Origin of the sequence: Henriciella mobilis, assembly GCF_003576285.1 — a bacterium.
GTDB classification, from domain to species: Bacteria; Pseudomonadota; Alphaproteobacteria; order Caulobacterales; family Hyphomonadaceae; genus Henriciella; species Henriciella mobilis.
On record NZ_QWFX01000006.1, the window covers coordinates 381692 to 398537 of the forward strand.

Sequence of the window (16846 nt, forward strand, 5' to 3'; positions counted from 1 at the left end):
ACGTCCCCACGGCCGGGCCGAGGGGACGCATTTCAAAGACGTTGGTCTGACAGCGCCTAGACGTCGAGCACCATACGCTCGGGATCTTCAAGCGCTTCCTTGACGCGGACCAGGAAGGTCACCGCTTCCTTGCCGTCCACGATCCGGTGGTCATAGGAGAGCGCGAGATACATCATCGGGCGGATCTCGACCTTGCCATTGATCGCTACCGGACGCTGCTCGATGCGGTGCATCCCGAGCACACCCGATTGCGGCGGGTTGAGGATCGGCGTCGACATCAGCGAGCCATAGACGCCGCCATTGGTGATGGTGAAGGTGCCGCCCTGCATGTCGCCAATCGAGAGCGAGCCGTCGCGGGCCTTCTTGCCAAGCTCGCCGATCGCCTTCTCGACACCGGCCAGCGAGAGCTCGTCACAGTCGCGCACGACGGGCACAACAAGGCCTTTGTCGGTGCCGACCGCGATGCCCATGTCGTAGAAGTTCTTGTAGATGATGTCAGAGCCGTCGATCTCGGCATTGACCGCCGGGATTTCCTTCAGCGCATTGACGCAGGCCTTCACGAAAAAGCCCATGAAGCCGAGCTTCACACCGTGCTTTTCGAGGAAGACATCCTTGTAGCGCGAGCGCAGGTCCATCACGGCAGACATGTCCACATCGTTGAATGTGGTCAGCATGGCGGCGGTGTCCTGCGCCTCTTTCAGGCGCCGGGCGATGGTCTGGCGAAGGCGCGTCATCTTCACGCGCTCCTCGCGCGGTCCAATCTCGCGCGGGGCTTTCGACTGCTGCGGCTGGGACCCGCCCGACTGGGCCGCCTTGTTCACGAATTCCAGCGCATCGGCCTTGGTCGCGCGGCCGTCGCGGCCGGAGCCGGGGATGTTCTGCGGATCGACACCGGCTTCGGATGAAATCCGGCGCACGGACGGGGAAACCGGGCGGTCATCGGCGGTCGACTGTGCCGGCTTTGCCGATTCGGCAGCCGCGGCGGGCTTCGACCCGGAGGATGCGGCAGCTGCACCGCCCGCCCCGGCGCTGATCCGCGCAATGACGGAGCCCGGCGACACGGTGTCGCCTGCGCTGACGAGGATTTCGGCAATCGTGCCATCGGCGCTGGCCGGGACTTCAAGCGCGACCTTGTCGGTCTCGATCTCGGCGATGGTCTCATCCTTGGAGACGCTGTCGCCGACCTTCTTCAGGAACTCGCCGATCGTGCCTTCGGTCACGCTTTCGCCCATGGCCGGCACGGCCACGTCGACCAGGTCACCACCGCCAGAGGCCTTGGCCGGTTCGGCTTTCGGCTTGGCCGCTTCTTCCTTGGTCTCTTCGCTTTTCTTGTCGTCGCTCTTGGCGGACTTTGCGGCGCCATTGCCGCTGCCAAGGCGGCCGAGGACAGCGCCAATCTCGACCGTGTCGCCTTCCTTGGCGACGATTTCCGACAGGGTGCCGTCTGCCGTTGCGGCAACCTCTACAGACACCTTGTCGGTTTCAAGCTCGACCAGGACTTCGTCCTTGGATACCGAATCGCCTGCCTTTTTGAGCCACTGGCCGACGGTCGCCTCGGTGACGCTTTCGCCGAGCTGCGGCACGATAATGTCAGTCATGTCTAGTCCGTTTCGTATCTTGTTCTGGTCAGGCGGAGACGATGCTGTCTTCCACCGGCTGGTCACCCAGCGCAGCAGCGATGAGAGCATCTTTTTCCTTGTTATGTTGGGCGAGCAGGCCGGTCGCTGTTGCCGCCGATGGCGGGCGGCCCGCATATTTCGGGCGCGGATGCTTGCAGCCGGCCTGATTGCTGGTCCACTCGATCTCATCGCGCATGAACGTCCAGCCGCCCATATTGCGCGGCTCTTCCTGGCACCAGACCATCTCGGCGCCCTTGAACCGCTTCAGCTCCTGGATCAGCGACTTGCGCGGCACGGGGTAGAATTGCTCGACGCGTAGCAGGTAGATGTCGTCGGTGCCCTTTTCCTCGCGCGCCTCGAACAGGTCGTAATAGACCTTGCCCGAACACAGCACGACGCGGCGGATCTTCTCATCCTTGACGAGTTTCACCTTGCCCTCGCGGCCCGGCGTCTCGGCATCGTCCCAGAGAACGCGGTGGAAGGAGGATTTGGTGTTCAGGTCGTCCAGCGAGGACACTGCCAGCTTGTGACGCAAAAGCGATTTCGGCGTCATGATGATCAGCGGCTTGCGGAAATCGCGGTGGATCTGGCGGCGCAGGGCGTGGAAATAGTTCGCCGGCGTCGTGAGATTGACCACCTGCATATTGTCTTCGGCACACATCTGCAGGAACCGCTCGAGCCGGGCAGACGAGTGCTCCGGACCCTGGCCCTCATAGCCATGCGGCAGCAGGCAGACCAGGCCGCTCATCCGCAGCCATTTGCGCTCGGCCGAGGAGATGAACTGGTCGAAGAAGACCTGCGCGCCATTCGCGAAGTCGCCGAACTGCGCCTCCCAGAGGACAAGGCAGTTCGGATCGGCCAGCGAATACCCATACTCATAGCCCAGCACCGCCTCCTCGGAGAGGAGCGAGTCGATCACTTCATAGTGCGCGGCGTCCGGTCCGAGATTGTTCAACGGCGTGTAGCGGTCGCCGCTATGCTGGTCGACGAAGTGGCTGTGGCGCTGGGAGAAGGTGCCGCGGCCGGAATCCTGGCCCGACAGGCGAACCGGGAAACCCTCATCGAGCAGCGTGGCGAAGGCCAGGTGCTCGGCCGTGGCCCAGTCGAGGCCATTGCCGGAGGTGATCGCCTCGCGGCGCGCATCGATCACCCGGCGCAGCGTCTTGTGGACATCGACATTGTCCGGGATCGTGGTGATCTTTTCACCGACTTCCTGGAGCTTCTTCTTCGCAACGCCGGTCTTGCCACGGCGCTCGTCATCCTCAGGCAGGCCGAGGCCGGACCATTCACCGTCCAGCCAGTCGGCCTTCTCGGTCTTCAGTCCCTTGCCTTCCTCGAACGCCTTGTCGAGGAAATCCTCGAAATCCTTGATCTGCTGTTCGACTTCGTCAGCCGTGACCAGGCCCTCTTCAACAAGGCGCTTGGCATAGATCTCGCGGGTCGATTCATGGCCCTTGATCTTGGTGTACATGACCGGCTGGGTGAACATCGGTTCGTCACCCTCATTGTGGCCGAACCGGCGGTAGCAGAACATGTCGATGACGACGTCCTTGCCGAATTTCTGCCGGTACTCGGTCGCAACCTTGGCGACATAGGTCACCGCTTCGGGATCATCGCCATTCACGTGGAAGATCGGCGCCTGCACCATCAGCGCAACGTCCGAGGGATAGGGCGAGGAGCGCGAATACATCGGGCTCGTCGTGAAGCCGATCTGGTTGTTGACGATAAAGTGGATCGTCCCGCCGGTGCGATAGCCTGCCAGGCCCGACAGCGCGAAGCATTCCGACACGACGCCCTGCCCGGCAAAGGCCGCATCGCCGTGCAGCAGCAATGGCAGCTTGTGCGAACGGTCCAGCGTGCCGGTCTCTTCGGCTTCCATCGCCTGCTTGGCGCGCGCGCGTCCGAGAACGACCGGATTCACCGCCTCGAGGTGCGAGGGGTTGGCGTTCATGGTCAGGTGGACGTCATTGCCGTCGAAGGCGCGGTCGGAGGACGCGCCGAGGTGGTATTTCACATCACCCGAGCCGAAGCCTTCAGCGCCCTGCGTTGAGCCGCCCTGGAATTCGTGGAAGATCTTCTCATACGGCTTGCCCATCACGGCGGCCAGCATGTTGAGGCGTCCGCGGTGCGGCATGCCGATGACGATCTCGTTCACACCGAGCGCACCGCCGCGCTTGATGATCTGCTCCAGCGCCGGGACGGCTGCTTCGCCGCCATCAAGGCCGAAGCGCTTGGTGCCGGGATAGCGCCGGTGGAGGAAGCGCTCGAAGGTTTCCGCCTCGATCAGCTTGGCGAGGATCGCCTTCTTGCCTTCCGGCGTGAACGCGACGCCCTTGTCCGGGCCCTCGATCCGCTCCTGCAGCCAGGCCTTCTCGACCGGGTTGGAGATGTGCTGGAACTCGACACCGATGGTCGAGCAATAGGTCCGCTTCAGGATGTCGACCATTTCCGGGATGGTCGCATAGTCGAGGCCGAGATAGCCGTCGATGAAGATGCGCCGGTCCATATCGGCCGCAGTGAAGCCATAGCTTGCCGGATCCAGCTCGGGCTGGGTGTCCTTGTTCTCCATGGCCAGCGGGTCGAGCTGGGCAGCCAGATGGCCGCGCACACGGTAGGCGCGAATCATCTGCACGGCACGGATCGAATCCTTCACCGCGATCTCGAGATCGGCCTCCGTGGCGCCCGGCTTGTCAGCCTTGATCTTGTCGCGAAGCTTCGGCTCAAGCGCGGCCCAGTTGCCGTCAAAGGCTGCGACCTGGTCGGCATCGGCCGGGGCCGGCCAGCGCTCACGCTTCCAGCTTGCGCCATCGGCATTGCGCTCGGCTGCATCGCCGCCATCGCCGAGCTCGCGGAAGAAATCCCGCCAGCTTTCCGGCACCGAACCGGGATCACGGGCATAAGCGGCCTGCATCTTCTCGATCCAGACCGCGCTGCCGCCATAAAGGAATGCCGTATCAAGCATGGCGCTGTTACGCGCGCTGCGCTTTCCGGTTACCGGTGATCCGTCATCTGCCATCTCAACACCGTCCTGTTACTTGTGTGGACGGCCCGGCGGGGTCTTTTGGGCCTCGTCTGGCCGCCATCCGAACCTGATATAGTCCGGGACTAACCTTTAAGAACCTCTACCATGGTATCGCCGAGGCGCGCAGGGCTCGGTGACACCTTGATACCGGCTTCTTCCATTGCTGCGATCTTGGACGGGGCATCGCCCTTGCCGCCCGAAACAATGGCACCGGCATGGCCCATGGTGCGGCCCGGAGGCGCCGTGCGGCCAGCGATGAAGCCGACCATCGGCTTCTTGCGGCCCTTCTTCGCCTCGTCCTTCAGGAATTGTGCAGCTTCCTCTTCAGCCGAGCCGCCAATCTCACCGATCATGATGATCGATTCGGTGGCGTCATCGGCGAGGAACAGTTCCAGCACGTCGATGAAGTTTGTGCCGTTGACCGGGTCACCGCCAATGCCGACCGCCGTCGTCTGGCCGAGGCCGACATTCGAGGTTTGGAAGACGGCTTCATAGGTCAGCGTGCCGGAACGCGAGACGACGCCCACAGAGCCTTTCTGGAAGATCTTGCCCGGCATGATGCCGATCTTGCACTCTTCCGGGGTGAGCACACCCGGGCAGTTCGGGCCGATGAGGCGCGACTTCGACTTTTCGAGTTTGGCCTTCACGCGCACCATGTCGAGAACCGGGACGCCTTCGGTGATGCAGACGATCAGCGGGATTTCCGCGTCAATGGCTTCCTCGATGGCGGCGGCTGCGCCGACCGGCGGCACATAGATGACCGACGCCGTGGCGCCGGTGGCTTCCTTGGCCTCGCCGGCATTGGCGTAGATCGGCAGCTCGACGCCTTTGTCGGACACCCATTTCTGTCCGGCCTTCTTGGGGTGCGTACCGGCGACCATCTTGGTGCCGTAATACTCAAGTGCCTGGTTGGTGTGGAACGAGCCGGTATTGCCGGTCAGGCCCTGCACGATGACTTTAGTGGATGAGTCGATAAGGATGGACATTGAATTTCCTGACTATTCCTCGGCGCTAAGCGCCGCTTGTTTCGTTGAAACGATAAGCTGCTGAATATCGGCCGAGCCGAGCTGTTTGAGTTCCTCAAAAGCTGCCTCGGTATAGGTCTTGTCGCCATTGCCCTCGCCATGCAGGCGGTACTTCCCGTCCTTCGGAAAGAACATGAAGTAGAAGGGCATTGCCGGGTTTCCCTCGGCTGAAATGATCACGAGCGACACCTCATCCTGACAGCTATAGACAATCCAGTCGGTGTTTCCGAATTGCCGCTCCAGCGGGCCAGTTTCGCAACTCATTGGCGAACGGCCCTCCTCCGCTGAGCTTTCAGCAGCGACCAAAGCACCGAGCAAACACGCACTTAAGATGAGGGCGTCTCGTAGCAAAAACTCTACCCTTTGATCGCTTCGGTGATCTTCTTCGCCGCATCGTCGAGGTCGTCGGCGGGGATCACGTTGAGGCCGGAATTGGCGATGATGGCCTTGCCCTCATCGACATTCGTGCCTTCGAGGCGAACAACCAGCGGCACGGCGAGGTTGGTTTCCTTCACCGCGGCGATCACACCCTCGGCAATGACGTCACACTTCATGATGCCGCCGAAGATGTTGACCAGGATGCCCTTCACATTCGGGTCCTTCATGATGATCTTGAAGGCCGCTGCGACCTTCTCCTTGCCGGCGCCGCCGCCGACATCGCAGAAGTTCGCCGGCTCTTCGCCGTAGAGCTTGATGATGTCCATGGTCGCCATGGCCAGGCCCGCACCGTTGACCATGCAGCCAATCGTGCCGTCGAGGGCGATGTAGGCGAGGTCCCATTCGGAGGCCTCGATTTCCTTCTCGTCTTCCTCGGTCTTGTCGCGCAGCTCCTGGATGTCCGGGTGGCGGAACAGGGCATTGCCGTCGAACGATACCTTGGCGTCGAGGACGCGCAGATGGCCGTCCTCCATGACGATGAGCGGATTGATCTCCAGCATCGACATGTCCTTCTCGGTGAAGGCCTTGTAGAGGATCGGGAAGAGCTTCATGCCGTCTTCGCGCGCCGAGCCTTCAAGCTTCAGCGCATCGCAGAGCTGGGCGCTGTCCTTGTCGGTGACGCCCGCCATCGGGTCGATCGGCAGGGTGAGGATCTTTTCCGGCGTGTCGTGCGCGACTTCCTCGATGTCCATGCCACCCTCGGTCGAGGCGACGAAGGCCGGCTTGCCGGTCGCGCGGTCGATCAGCAGGGAGAGATAAAGCTCGCGGTCGATGTCGGCGCCGTCTTCAATATAGAGGCGGTTGACCTGCTTGCCGTCCTGGCCGGTCTGCGCGGTGACGAGGTGCTTGCCCAGCATCTGCTCGGCGAACTTGAAGACGTCTTCCTTGTTGAAGGCGAGGCGGACACCGCCCTTTTCGCCGGCTTCAGCCTCCACGAACTTGCCCTTGCCGCGTCCGCCTGCATGGATCTGGCTTTTGACGACCCAGAGCGGCCCCGGCAGCGTATCGACTGCCTTCTGGACATCGTCGAGCGAAAGGACCGGCACACCGGCAGCAACGGGCGCGCCATAGGATTTCAGGACGGCTTTGGCCTGATATTCGTGAATGTTCATGAGTGGAAATCGCCTCTTGGATCAATGGGCATTGCGGGCCCGGATGGCCCTGTAAAACTCGTCGCCTTATATCACCGCAAACTGCTGGTGCAACCGAATGGGTCCGTTAGATGAACCCAGCCTCCGTTTATTCCGTACGCGGGTCGATTTCGGCGACTTCTGCGGTGGACGGAAGCGCAATATTCCACGGTTCCTGATCTTCCTGGGGCACATCCTTGCGTGAGGCCCGTCGCCACAGCATTGAAAAGCTCAGCAGGGCGGACAGAATTGCGGCCAGCAGGAAGAGGCCTCCCTGCGTAAAGGGCAGGTTGAAGGCGAAACCGGACAGCGGCGGACCGATCACCGAGCCGAAGGCCCAGACAAAGAGCAGTCCCGCCATCACGCGCGCAATCTGCGGCGCCTCGGCCCGGTCGATCGCATGCGCGACACCGATGCCGTAGAAGGACAGCGACCCGGCGCCCCAGACCGCCAGTGCGACGAGAATGATGTTCGAGGGCAGGCCCGGCATCAGGCCCAGCACCAGGGCGGCGAGGCTTGCAATAGCGCCCATGGCAGCGATGACGACCCTACGGTCGAAATGGTCCGATATACGTCCGGCCGGCCACTGACTGATCAGGCCGCCGATCCACGCCGCAGCGGCTGCCAGGGCGGCTGCCCCGGTCGCGCCGCCCGCCACATCCGGCAACGCGACGCCAGCATAGATAGGCAGGAGGGCCATGGTGCCGCTATTGATGACACCCGCCAGGAACACCGAAATCACGGCAGCCGGCGCGAGCTTGAACAGGCGCGTCAGCCGGAAGGCTTCGGTGCCAGGCGGCGGCGGTTCGCCCCGGCGCGTCAGGCAGACCGGCAGCAGCGACAGGACCAGGAAGATCGCACACCACAGGTATGGCCGGAAATCGATGGGCGCGAGACCGGCGACGAAGAACGGGCCGAGCACGAGCGAGACCTTGGCGATCAGGTGGTAGAACCCGCTGACACTGCCCCGGCTCTTGGCCGACACCGTCGCGCCAAGCCAGGACTCGATGGAGGAAAACATCCAGGCAAACGCAGCGCCCTGGATAATGCGGACAATGGTCCAGCCGATCGGGTCGAGCGCCAGCTGCATTGCGAGGACACTGGCCCCGCAGACGGCAGCCGCCGCCGAGAAGACGCGGATATTGCCGAACAGGATAATGGCCGTGGAGGAGTACCAGGCCCCGACCATGAAGCCGACCGCATGACCCGCCGCGATCGCGCCGATCAGCCCCGGCGAGACGCCCAGCGTCTCCAGGCCAAGCGGGGTCACCACGCCAAGGATGCCGCCGCCCAGCTGCAGGAACGCCGCTGCCGCGATCAGCGCCCAGACATTGCGATAGTCAGCCATGGCCGTTCCTCAACGCTACGCGGCGCGAATCGGCGCCGGTTTTCCTGCGGTCTAGTCTACCCCAATGTCCGAAAAGGCAATGTCGTTGCGCCGTGCCGTTTCACCGTCGCCGTCCTTGAGGATGAGCGAGACGGTCTTGCCGGCCCAGTCGATCTCGACGGCGCCATAATTCTCCGGCGGGAAGGCCGCGCCGATCTGGCGCGCATCGCGCTCATCGCTTTCGGTTGCAAAGGAAAGGTTCAGCGAGGAGGCTGTCAGCTCATTGGCCGAATAGGGCAGCGCGCCGCGCTCTTCATAGACGAAGCCGCTATGTCGGTCACCGGACAGGAAAACGACGCCGCCGGCCTCGGTGGACTTCACCAGGTCGAACAAGCGCTGGCGCTCGACCGGCATGGTCGACCAGGCCTCCCAGCCGTGCACGGTCGGCATCACCTGGATGGATGAGACGATGAAGCGGATATCAGCCGGGTCCTGCAGCCGGTTTTCCAGCCAGGTCCACTGCTCGGTGCCGAGCATGTCCTGCGGCTCATCGGCTGGGGTGGGGATGTAGCGCTCCTTGCCGGGCGCACCGTACTCGTCGGTCGGCGTCAGGTCGGAGCGGAAGAAGCGCGTGTCGAGCACGATGACCTGCACGCGCTGACCCTCGGGGCCGAAGCTGCGCGCATAATAGGTGCCGGGCCACTGACCGACATCCTCGCCGTCGAGGCCCCAGAAGGTCTCGTGAATGCGTTCGGCGAAAGCCTTGAAAGGAAAGTTCTTGCCGGAATCATTGGCGCCATAGTCATGGTCGTCCCAGGCCACCATCATCGGGAATTTCTCGCGTGCGGCGATGAATTCCTTGCGGGTGGCCAGCTCCGCGAAGCTTTCGCGCAATTCGTCCAGCTCCGGCTCATTGACCGAATAGGCGCGCCCGTCGCGGTCGCCATAGACGTTGTCGCCAATCATCAGGAAAAGGTCGGCCTCTTCGCTGGCGAGCTGCGCCAGGGTCGGGCTTTCCAGCTCCTCATCATTGCAGGAGGCCACGAGAATGCGGCTGATGACGGCATCCTCGCCCGGCAGCGCCACGCCCTCCGGCGCGCGCGGCAGGCTTGAGGCGGGGACATCATCATAATAGCGGTTCAGCGCCTCGACGGCGGATTTCGGGGCCGGTTCGAAAATGTTGGGCAGGACGGACCCGCCTTCCTGCGTCACACAGGCCGACAGCATCAGTGCGCCCGCCAATAGTCCCGTTACCGCCCTGACCGCCATGAATGCCTCCCTCGAAAATGACAACGCCCGGCCTTTATGCCGGGCGTCGCCGATGTCCGAAAGGGTCCAACTGGCTCAGGTGGTAAAGAAAACCTCCCACATCAGCCGGCCGGGGAGCATCGAAAACAGGCCGGCAATCAGCATCGCGCCGACGAACATGCCCGTCATCTCCTTGCGGTGCTTGGCGACATCGCGCCGGCGGATGGCGGCGATGCCCATGGGCAGACCGATCATCGTCCAGGCCGAGAGCGCATGGATCGGGCTGAAATGGGTCTCGAAGATCATGGTGATGAAGAAGGACGAGCCGGCCGTTACGGCCATGGCGACGACCCAGGTCCAGCCGAGCGTACGGTGCAGGCGGAAGCCCTTCGGCGCGAACATCAGCACCGTGCCGACCAGCAGCGTCGTTACCGCGGCTGCCACGTGGATCTGGACCGCCGTCTCCGAGCGCAGCAGTGGCGACAGGTCGATCCGGAAGCGCGGCACCGCCTGGAAATGCATCAGGATCGCGATGCTCAGCACGGCGTAGACCACCAGCGCGATCGAGATCATCCACGTATTCTTTGATATCCGGCCAAGGCGGGATTTAAGCGTGGGTTGGGAGGAAACGTCTGTGAGGCTCATGATTTTATCTCCGCAAGAGGGTGGCGCGGCTGCGGCCTAGCGCAGCTTGATCGTGTGGGTGTTGGCGCCGTCGCCGAGCGTGAACTTCGCCTTCTTCCAGCCGGGCGGGCCGAAACGCACCGGCGCGTCATTGGAAAAGCCATAGGGCTCTGACGGTATGCCGAAGCTGCGCGTGTCGAGGTCTCCGTCGCCATCGACATCGTGATAGAGCTTGATGCCGATCTCGCCGGGCGCGAGGCCATCGATTGTCAGCGTGACGCTGCCGGTCGCGGCATCGACGACGGCACCTTCGACCGCGCTGTTGGACTTCCAGCCATTCTGGCTGTCGAACACGGCCACATGAACCGCGCCATCGGCGGTTTCGACATTGGTGACGGTCAGCTCAAGACTGGCGCCCCAAGCGGCCGGTGAGAGGCAGGCCGCAAGGCCGAGGACAGTCGCGATACGTTTCATGGGGATCTCCCTAGATCTGTTGAACAGGCGGCAGGTCGCTGCCGACAGGGAGAGACTGGCGCGGCCCTCTGGACGCTTCGAGCCGGAATGCGCCAAATGGCTGGAATCCTTCGCCAAATGACGTCAATGTCATTCGCGAAGCGTGAATGGAAAAGGGAGTTCCGCTTGCGTATCGCGATTGACTGGAAGAAGCGGCTGCGCGAACTCGCCATTCTGAGCGGCATTGCCCTGTTCCTGGCTTTCCTGCGGCCATTCGGCACCAGCCTGAACGCGCCGCTCTGGGTCATATTCGGTTTCTGGTGGTTGCTGATCATTGCCGGCTCGATCTTCGGCGAGACGACTGTCTGGGCCTATTACAAGCTGAAGCCGAATGGGCCGGCCTGGCTGATGATCATCATCACATCGCTGGTCACGGCCGCTGGCGTCACGCTGGTCATGCTGGGCATGCAATACGTGTCGGGTGGCTATATCAGCGTGACAGCCGGTCCGATCTTCATCCTCTACGGCTACGTACTGGTGATTTCCACCGCGATGACCCTGCTCGGCTATACGCTGTCAAAGGCCTTCAACATGGCCGGGCCGGACTTCGCACACCGGGTGAACGATCGCGACGCGATGGCTGCCTTCCTTGAGCGCATGCCGGTGAAGTTCCGCACAGCCGAACTCTGGGCGATCTCCTCGGAAGACCATTACCTGCGCGTCCACACCAATCTTGGCAGCGACCTCATCCTGATGCGGCTGTCAGACGCCGAACGGGAGCTTGAGAGCGTCGACGGCCTGCGTGTCCACCGGTCCTGGTGGGTGTCCCGAAGCGGGATCAAATCGGCACGCCGGGAGGGCGCAAAAGTCTTGCTTCAGTTGAAGTCGGGCGAAGATGTTCCCGTCTCACGATCCTATCAGGGCGCGGTCAAAGATGCCGGACTTGCTCCGTAAGGCATCCGGTCATTTACTTATTGTTAACTGCCCGGAAACGGCCTCATTCTCGCCTGACATGGAACCTATTCCGAACTGAGCATGTTGCTTGCAGGACAAGTTCCTATCTGAAGGGCCGCAACAAGAATGGCCCCCGGAAGGGTTCAGACACGCAGGAAGCGACAATAAAATGACAACGCACATCACACAGCTCCTCGCAAAGGGTTTCAGTCTCGCCGTCCTCGGCTTTCTCGCCGCAGTGACCATGATCATGGCCTTTGCACCGGCAGGTTCGATCTATAACGGCTAGGCCCGGCGCTCCGCTGTAGGCGGGCCGGGGAATTTTCAGGACAATCAGGTCAGGCGCAACGCCTTCGGGCGAACGCTTGGCCTGTGCCTCTATTCCAAGGCAATCACGGCATCGCGATCATCGGCTTTCAAACGGGCAAGGTGCGCCTGCACGCGCGCACCGCCGATCTCAAGGTTCGGCCCGATCTCGGCCAGCGGCACCAGGACGAAGGCCCGCTCGGTCAGGCGCGGATGCGGCAGGGAGAGGGTGGCGGTATCGCGCGTCTCGCCCGCCATCCAGAGCACGTCCACATCGATGAGGCGCGGGCCCCAGCGCGTGGCCTCCTCGCGGCCAAGCGCCTTTTCGAGATCCTTGCAGGCCGCCAGCAGCGCTTCTGGCGAGTAGCTCGTCTCGACCAGCGCGCAGGCATTGATGAAATCCGGCTGGTCGTCGACGCCCCAGGGCGGCGTTCGGTAAAAGCTGGAAACCCGCGTTACACGAACCGCCGCCATTTCGCCGAGCACGGCGATGGCCCGCTCGATCATGGCGCGGCTGTCGCCCAGATTGGAGCCGAAGGCGAGGGCGGCTTCCTTCATCCCGGTGAGGGGGCATCCCGCTCCAGCGTGATCTCGACACCGACATTGTCGAGGAAGTGCCGGATCGGCGCCTTCGGCTTGCGGATGCGTACCCGCACGCTTTTCACCAGCGGGAAGTTTTCCATCACGCCATGGCCGATGCGTTCGGCCAGCGTCTCGACCAGGTTGAACGGTCCGCTGGCGGAAATGTCATGAGCGAGGTCACACAGCTTGCCGTAATCGACCGCATCCTTCATCGCATCCGATGGCGGTTCGGTCCGCGCGATCAGGCATTCGATGTCGGCATAGAATTTCTGGCCGAGGGTCTTTTCCTCGCTGAAAAGGCCGTGAAAGCCGTGAATGCCGAGATTTTCGACAAAGACCCGCTCAGTGCGCCGCATTTTCGATTGCCTCCCACATCTGGATCGCCTGTCTGTGCTGGGCGACATCATGGACGCGCAGCATATGGGCGCCCCGGCGCACGCTGTCGAGCCCGGCGGCCAGCGAGCCGGTCAGCCGGTCGCCGACATCCGCGCCATAGAGCTTGCCGATAAAGGATTTGCGCGACACGCCGATGAGGACCGGAAGACCGGTGCGCACAAGGCCATCGACCGCGCCGAGCACCTGGAAGTTCTGCTCATAGGTCTTCGCAAAACCGACGCCCGGATCGAGGATGATATGATCGCGCGGCAGGCCGTCGGCCTCGCATTGGGCGATGGCTTTCTCGAAGAAGGTGAGCATGTCCCTGGCCGCATTGACCTCAGGATCCGTTGCTCCGCGATGATAGGTCAGCACATAGGCGGCGCCGGCCTCTGCAGCCGCATGGACGATGCCAGGATCCGAGGCGCCGGTCACATCATTGACGATGACCGCGCCCGCTTCGCAGGCTGCGCGCGCGACACCCGCCTTGTAGGTATCGATGGAGACGGGCGCGCGGTCTGCCCCGGCAATCGCTTCGATGACCCGGATCGTGCGGGCGAGCTCTTCTTCCTCGCTGACCTTTTCAGCGCCCGGCCGGGTCGATTCCCCGCCGACATCGATGATGTCAGCGCCCTCGCTCGCCATCAGGCAGGCATGGGCGAGCGCCTCCTCGAAGCCATCATGCTGCCCGCCATCGGAGAAGCTGTCCGGCGTCACATTCAGGATGCCCATGATGAGCGTCCGCCGTTTGGCTTCGGCCAATAGTTCGTCTCTCAGGCGGATGCGGTCTTCGCGTCTGATGGCGCTAGTCCTCCTTCGGCCCACCGGGCATGACGGGGCGGTCGCGGAAACTGCCCATGGACAGCGCCCGGTCATACATGACAAGCGCCCCGGCGAGGCTGACATTGATGCAGAACTTGGTCGGGATCTTCACGACATGGTCGCACCTGGCGAGCATCTCCGGGCTGAGGTCTCCCCGCTCGCGCCCCAGCACATAGGCCGCCGCCTTGGGGTGGCGGAACTCCGGCAGCTCCACCGCGTCATCGGTCAGCTCGATGCCGACCAGCTGACAGCCCTTGGGCAGCGCCATGTCGGAGATCGCATCCCACTGATAATAGGGCACGCTCTCGAACGTCTTCGATGTGTCGGCCTTGTAGGCGACTTTCAGCTTCGGCTCGGCGCCGACCGAGAAGACGAAGCTCGCCCCGAAGGCATTCGCCGTGCGCATCAGCGCACCGAGGTTCATGGGCTTCGAAATCCCCTCCGCCCCGATTGCGAAATAACCACGCATCGCCATCAGTCCGCGCCTCCCGTAAACCGCCAGGCGGCAATCACGCCGATCAGCAGCACCGCAAAGATCGCCGTGCCCTTGCGCGCCAGCCTTATATGCCGGATCGCCATCGGAAACGTCTCTCCCAGATAGCTCGCCGGCCCGTCATCGACCAGTCCGCCCACAGCGCCCGCAACGGCGAGCCGCGCGTCGCGCTCGTCCAGCCCATCAAACTTCGCCTTCGCCGCCCGCTTCAGCGCGATCCCGGCCAGCAACCGCATCTGCACACACAGCGCAAAGACGAATGCGACCAGAAGCCCTGCGATGAAGAAGATCACATCATGCCCGCTCATCGCATCGTCGCCACTTCAAACCGCCCGGCACTGGTCACCACACCGCGCTTCATCGTCTCGGCATTGAACACGACCTCGACATGGCCGAGCACGTCGATGCCGATCATGCCGCCATCCCCGCCGAGCAGGTTCAGGTCTTCCAGCGATCCGGAAATCGCCTCGCTCAGCCCCTGACGGGCATAGCGCACACGCGAGGAGACGTCAGCGGCGGCGTTGGTCCGCAGGAAGTACTCGCCCTGGCCGGTACAGCACACCGCAACGCGCTCGTCGGCCCAGAGGCCCGCGCCAATGATCGGCGTGTCGCCGACCCGGCCCGGCGTCTTGCCGAGCAGGCCGCCCGTGGAGGTGGCCGCCGCCAGCCGTCCGTGCTGGTCAAGCGCCACCGCGCCGACCGTGCCATGCGCCAGCTCGCCCTTCTTGACCGGCCGCGTGATGACGGGCGTGTAGTATTGCTTGGGGCTATGGACGCGCTCCAGCTTGTGCTCACGCGCAATGGCGGCTGCACCCTTGCCGACGATCAGCACGTGCGGGGTCTTTTCCATGACCAGTCGCGCTGCGGTGATCGGGCTCTTGTAGCCGCGCAGCGAGGCAACCGCCCCGGCATTGCGTGAGCGCCCGTCCATGATCGCGGCATCCAGCTCCCACTGGCCGATGGCATTCGGTGACGAGCCCTTGCCCGCAATGTGCAGGCCGCAGGCTTCCAGCGCCTCGACCAGCCGGTGCACCACTTCCAGCGCCGCCTCGCCGCGCGCCAGGCGCGTTTCGCCCTCGCGCAGCAGGCCGGCCATATGCCGCTCGGCGCGCGCATGGTCGAGGTTGCGAAGCGGCCCCGCCCCACCATGCAATGCCAGCGCCCAGTTCTTCGCCATTCTACATCCTTGTACTAGCGCGATTGTTTTCGCCGCGTCATGCTTCACAGCGCGCGGTGCCATGGATAGGTTTGCGCCGTCAAATACAAGTCCCACACGACAGTGCCAAGAGACACCAGCAAGAGGAACACGCTCATGAAAGCCCTTCTATCCAAGACCCCCGGCGGCCCCGATAGCCTCGTGCTTGAAGATGTGCCCAGCCCGACCCCCGGCGCGGACGATGTCGTCATCGATGTAAAGGCGATCGGCGTGAACTATCCCGACGTGCTGATCATCCAGGACAAGTACCAGTTCAAGCCCGAGCGGCCCTTCTCACCCGGTGGGGAAATCTCCGGCATCGTGAAGGCTGTCGGCGACAAGGTGACCAAGGTCAAGGTCGGCGACCGGGTGATGGGCTCGATCGGCTGGGGCGGCATGGCCGAGGAGGTCGTCACCGACCAGAACCGCGTGCGCCCCTTCCCGGAAAGCATGTCCTTCGAGGAGGGCGCGGCCCTGCTGATGACCTACGGCACCTCCTATTACGCGCTGAAGGATCGCGGTCAGTGCAAGCCCGGCGAGACGCTGCTCGTTCTCGGCGCGGCCGGCGGCGTGGGCCTTGCGGCTGTCGAACTCGGCAAGGCGATGGGCATGGAAGTCATCGCGGCCGCCTCCAGCCAGGACAAGGTCGACCTCGCCAAGGAAAAGGGCGCGGCCCATGGCATCGTCTATCCGCGCGGCCCGCTCGACCGGGACCAGCAGAAAGCCTTCTCCGACAAGATCAAGGAACTTGGCGGCGGCGGCGTAGATGTCATCTATGACGGGGTGGGCGGCGACTATGCCGAGCCGGCCCTGCGCGCAATGAACTGGGACGGCCGCTTCCTCGTCATCGGGTTCCCGGCCGGTATTCCGAAGATGCCGCTGAACCTGACGCTGCTGAAGTCCTGCAACATTGTCGGCGTTTTCTGGGGCGCGGCTGTGGCGCGCGATCCGAAGGCCAATGAAGAGAACATCAAGGAACTCTTCGCGATGTACGAGGCCGGCAAGATCAAGCCGCACGTCTCCAACACCTACCCGCTCGAAAAGGCCCCCGACGCCATCACCGAACTGATGGAACGCAAGGCCAAGGGCAAGGTGGTCGTGACGGTTTAGGTACCCACTTACCCAAATCAATTTCACTTTGTCGCGATTCCGACCGACTCGCCGTAGAGTTGGTCGGAATCGCCTAAATTGAGCATTGCACAATTTTGGAACATAGCATACACTTAAAGGGTA

The 16846-nt window shown here is 63.1% G+C and carries 17 protein-coding genes; 2 read left to right on the top strand and 15 right to left on the bottom strand.

Features of this window, described 5'->3' with window-relative positions; all coding sequences use genetic code 11:
• Positions 1-56: 56 nt before the first annotated feature.
• The 9 genes from odhB to D1223_RS06675 all read right to left on the bottom strand — a co-directional run bounded on the left by odhB (position 57) and on the right by D1223_RS06675 (position 10907).
• Positions 57-1598, bottom strand: coding sequence for a 2-oxoglutarate dehydrogenase complex dihydrolipoyllysine-residue succinyltransferase (odhB, locus tag D1223_RS06635; RefSeq protein ID WP_119376065.1), 1542 nt, complete (start codon positions 1596-1598; stop codon positions 57-59).
• A gap of 28 nt (positions 1599-1626) precedes the next feature.
• The gene (locus D1223_RS06640) at positions 1627-4635 is read right to left on the bottom strand and encodes a 2-oxoglutarate dehydrogenase E1 component (protein ID WP_119375633.1); all 3009 of its coding nucleotides are present in this window, start codon (positions 4633-4635) and stop codon (positions 1627-1629) included.
• A gap of 89 nt (positions 4636-4724) precedes the next feature.
• On the bottom strand, positions 4725-5627 hold the full coding sequence (gene sucD / locus D1223_RS06645; RefSeq protein ID WP_119375634.1) for a succinate--CoA ligase subunit alpha: 903 nt from the start codon (positions 5625-5627) through the stop codon (positions 4725-4727).
• Between the two features lie 12 nt (positions 5628-5639).
• A complete protein-coding gene (locus D1223_RS06650) occupies positions 5640-5930 on the bottom strand; it encodes a hypothetical protein (protein ID WP_119375635.1) in 291 nt (96 codons plus the stop codon).
• Between the two features lie 92 nt (positions 5931-6022).
• Complete coding sequence (gene sucC / locus D1223_RS06655; RefSeq protein ID WP_119375636.1) at positions 6023-7216, bottom strand: ADP-forming succinate--CoA ligase subunit beta; 1194 nt, start codon at positions 7214-7216, stop codon at positions 6023-6025.
• 127 nt (positions 7217-7343) lie between these two features.
• Entirely contained in the window at positions 7344-8582 is a 1239-nt protein-coding gene (locus D1223_RS06660; protein WP_119375637.1) for an MFS transporter, read from the bottom strand.
• Between the two features lie 51 nt (positions 8583-8633).
• Positions 8634-9830 (bottom strand): alkaline phosphatase D family protein, encoded by a 1197-nt coding sequence (locus D1223_RS06665; RefSeq protein ID WP_119375638.1) that lies wholly within the window; start codon positions 9828-9830, stop codon positions 8634-8636.
• A 75-nt stretch (positions 9831-9905) separates the two neighbouring features.
• A complete protein-coding gene (locus D1223_RS06670) occupies positions 9906-10454 on the bottom strand; it encodes a DUF2306 domain-containing protein (RefSeq protein WP_233353064.1) in 549 nt (182 codons plus the stop codon).
• 36 nt (positions 10455-10490) lie between these two features.
• Positions 10491-10907: a DUF2141 domain-containing protein gene (locus D1223_RS06675; RefSeq protein WP_119375639.1), complete on the bottom strand. Its 417-nt coding sequence runs from the start codon at positions 10905-10907 to the stop codon at positions 10491-10493.
• 165 nt (positions 10908-11072) lie between these two features.
• Between D1223_RS06675 and D1223_RS06680 the strand changes: the two genes are divergently transcribed.
• Positions 11073-11840 (top strand): LytTR family DNA-binding domain-containing protein, encoded by a 768-nt coding sequence (locus tag D1223_RS06680; RefSeq protein WP_158588424.1) that lies wholly within the window; start codon positions 11073-11075, stop codon positions 11838-11840.
• A gap of 378 nt (positions 11841-12218) precedes the next feature.
• On the opposite strand, the gene folK is transcribed toward D1223_RS06680, so the two are convergent.
• Genes folK through D1223_RS06710 form a run of 6 tightly spaced genes read right to left on the bottom strand, consistent with a single transcriptional unit; the run spans position 12219 to position 15595 of the window.
• Positions 12219-12704 (bottom strand): 2-amino-4-hydroxy-6-hydroxymethyldihydropteridine diphosphokinase, encoded by a 486-nt coding sequence (folK, locus tag D1223_RS06685; RefSeq protein WP_119375641.1) that lies wholly within the window; start codon positions 12702-12704, stop codon positions 12219-12221.
• Positions 12701-13084 (bottom strand): dihydroneopterin aldolase, encoded by a 384-nt coding sequence (gene folB, locus D1223_RS06690; RefSeq protein WP_119375642.1) that lies wholly within the window; start codon positions 13082-13084, stop codon positions 12701-12703. The genes folK and folB overlap by 4 nt, the downstream gene beginning before the upstream one ends.
• On the bottom strand, positions 13071-13865 hold the full coding sequence (gene folP, locus D1223_RS06695; RefSeq protein WP_233353065.1) for a dihydropteroate synthase: 795 nt from the start codon (positions 13863-13865) through the stop codon (positions 13071-13073). Before folP ends, folB begins: the two co-directional genes overlap by 14 nt.
• A gap of 43 nt (positions 13866-13908) precedes the next feature.
• On the bottom strand, positions 13909-14394 hold the full coding sequence (locus D1223_RS06700; protein WP_119376067.1) for an RNA methyltransferase: 486 nt from the start codon (positions 14392-14394) through the stop codon (positions 13909-13911).
• 5 nt (positions 14395-14399) lie between these two features.
• The gene (locus D1223_RS06705; RefSeq protein ID WP_119375644.1) at positions 14400-14726 is read right to left on the bottom strand and encodes a hypothetical protein; all 327 of its coding nucleotides are present in this window, start codon (positions 14724-14726) and stop codon (positions 14400-14402) included.
• Positions 14723-15595 (bottom strand): isoaspartyl peptidase/L-asparaginase family protein, encoded by an 873-nt coding sequence (locus D1223_RS06710; RefSeq protein WP_119375645.1) that lies wholly within the window; start codon positions 15593-15595, stop codon positions 14723-14725. Before D1223_RS06710 ends, D1223_RS06705 begins: the two co-directional genes overlap by 4 nt.
• Before the next feature lie 135 nt (positions 15596-15730).
• On the opposite strand from D1223_RS06710, the gene D1223_RS06715 reads away from it, so the two are divergent.
• The gene (locus tag D1223_RS06715) at positions 15731-16723 is read left to right on the top strand and encodes an NADPH:quinone oxidoreductase family protein (RefSeq protein WP_119375646.1); all 993 of its coding nucleotides are present in this window, start codon (positions 15731-15733) and stop codon (positions 16721-16723) included.
• Positions 16724-16846 lie beyond the last annotated feature (123 nt).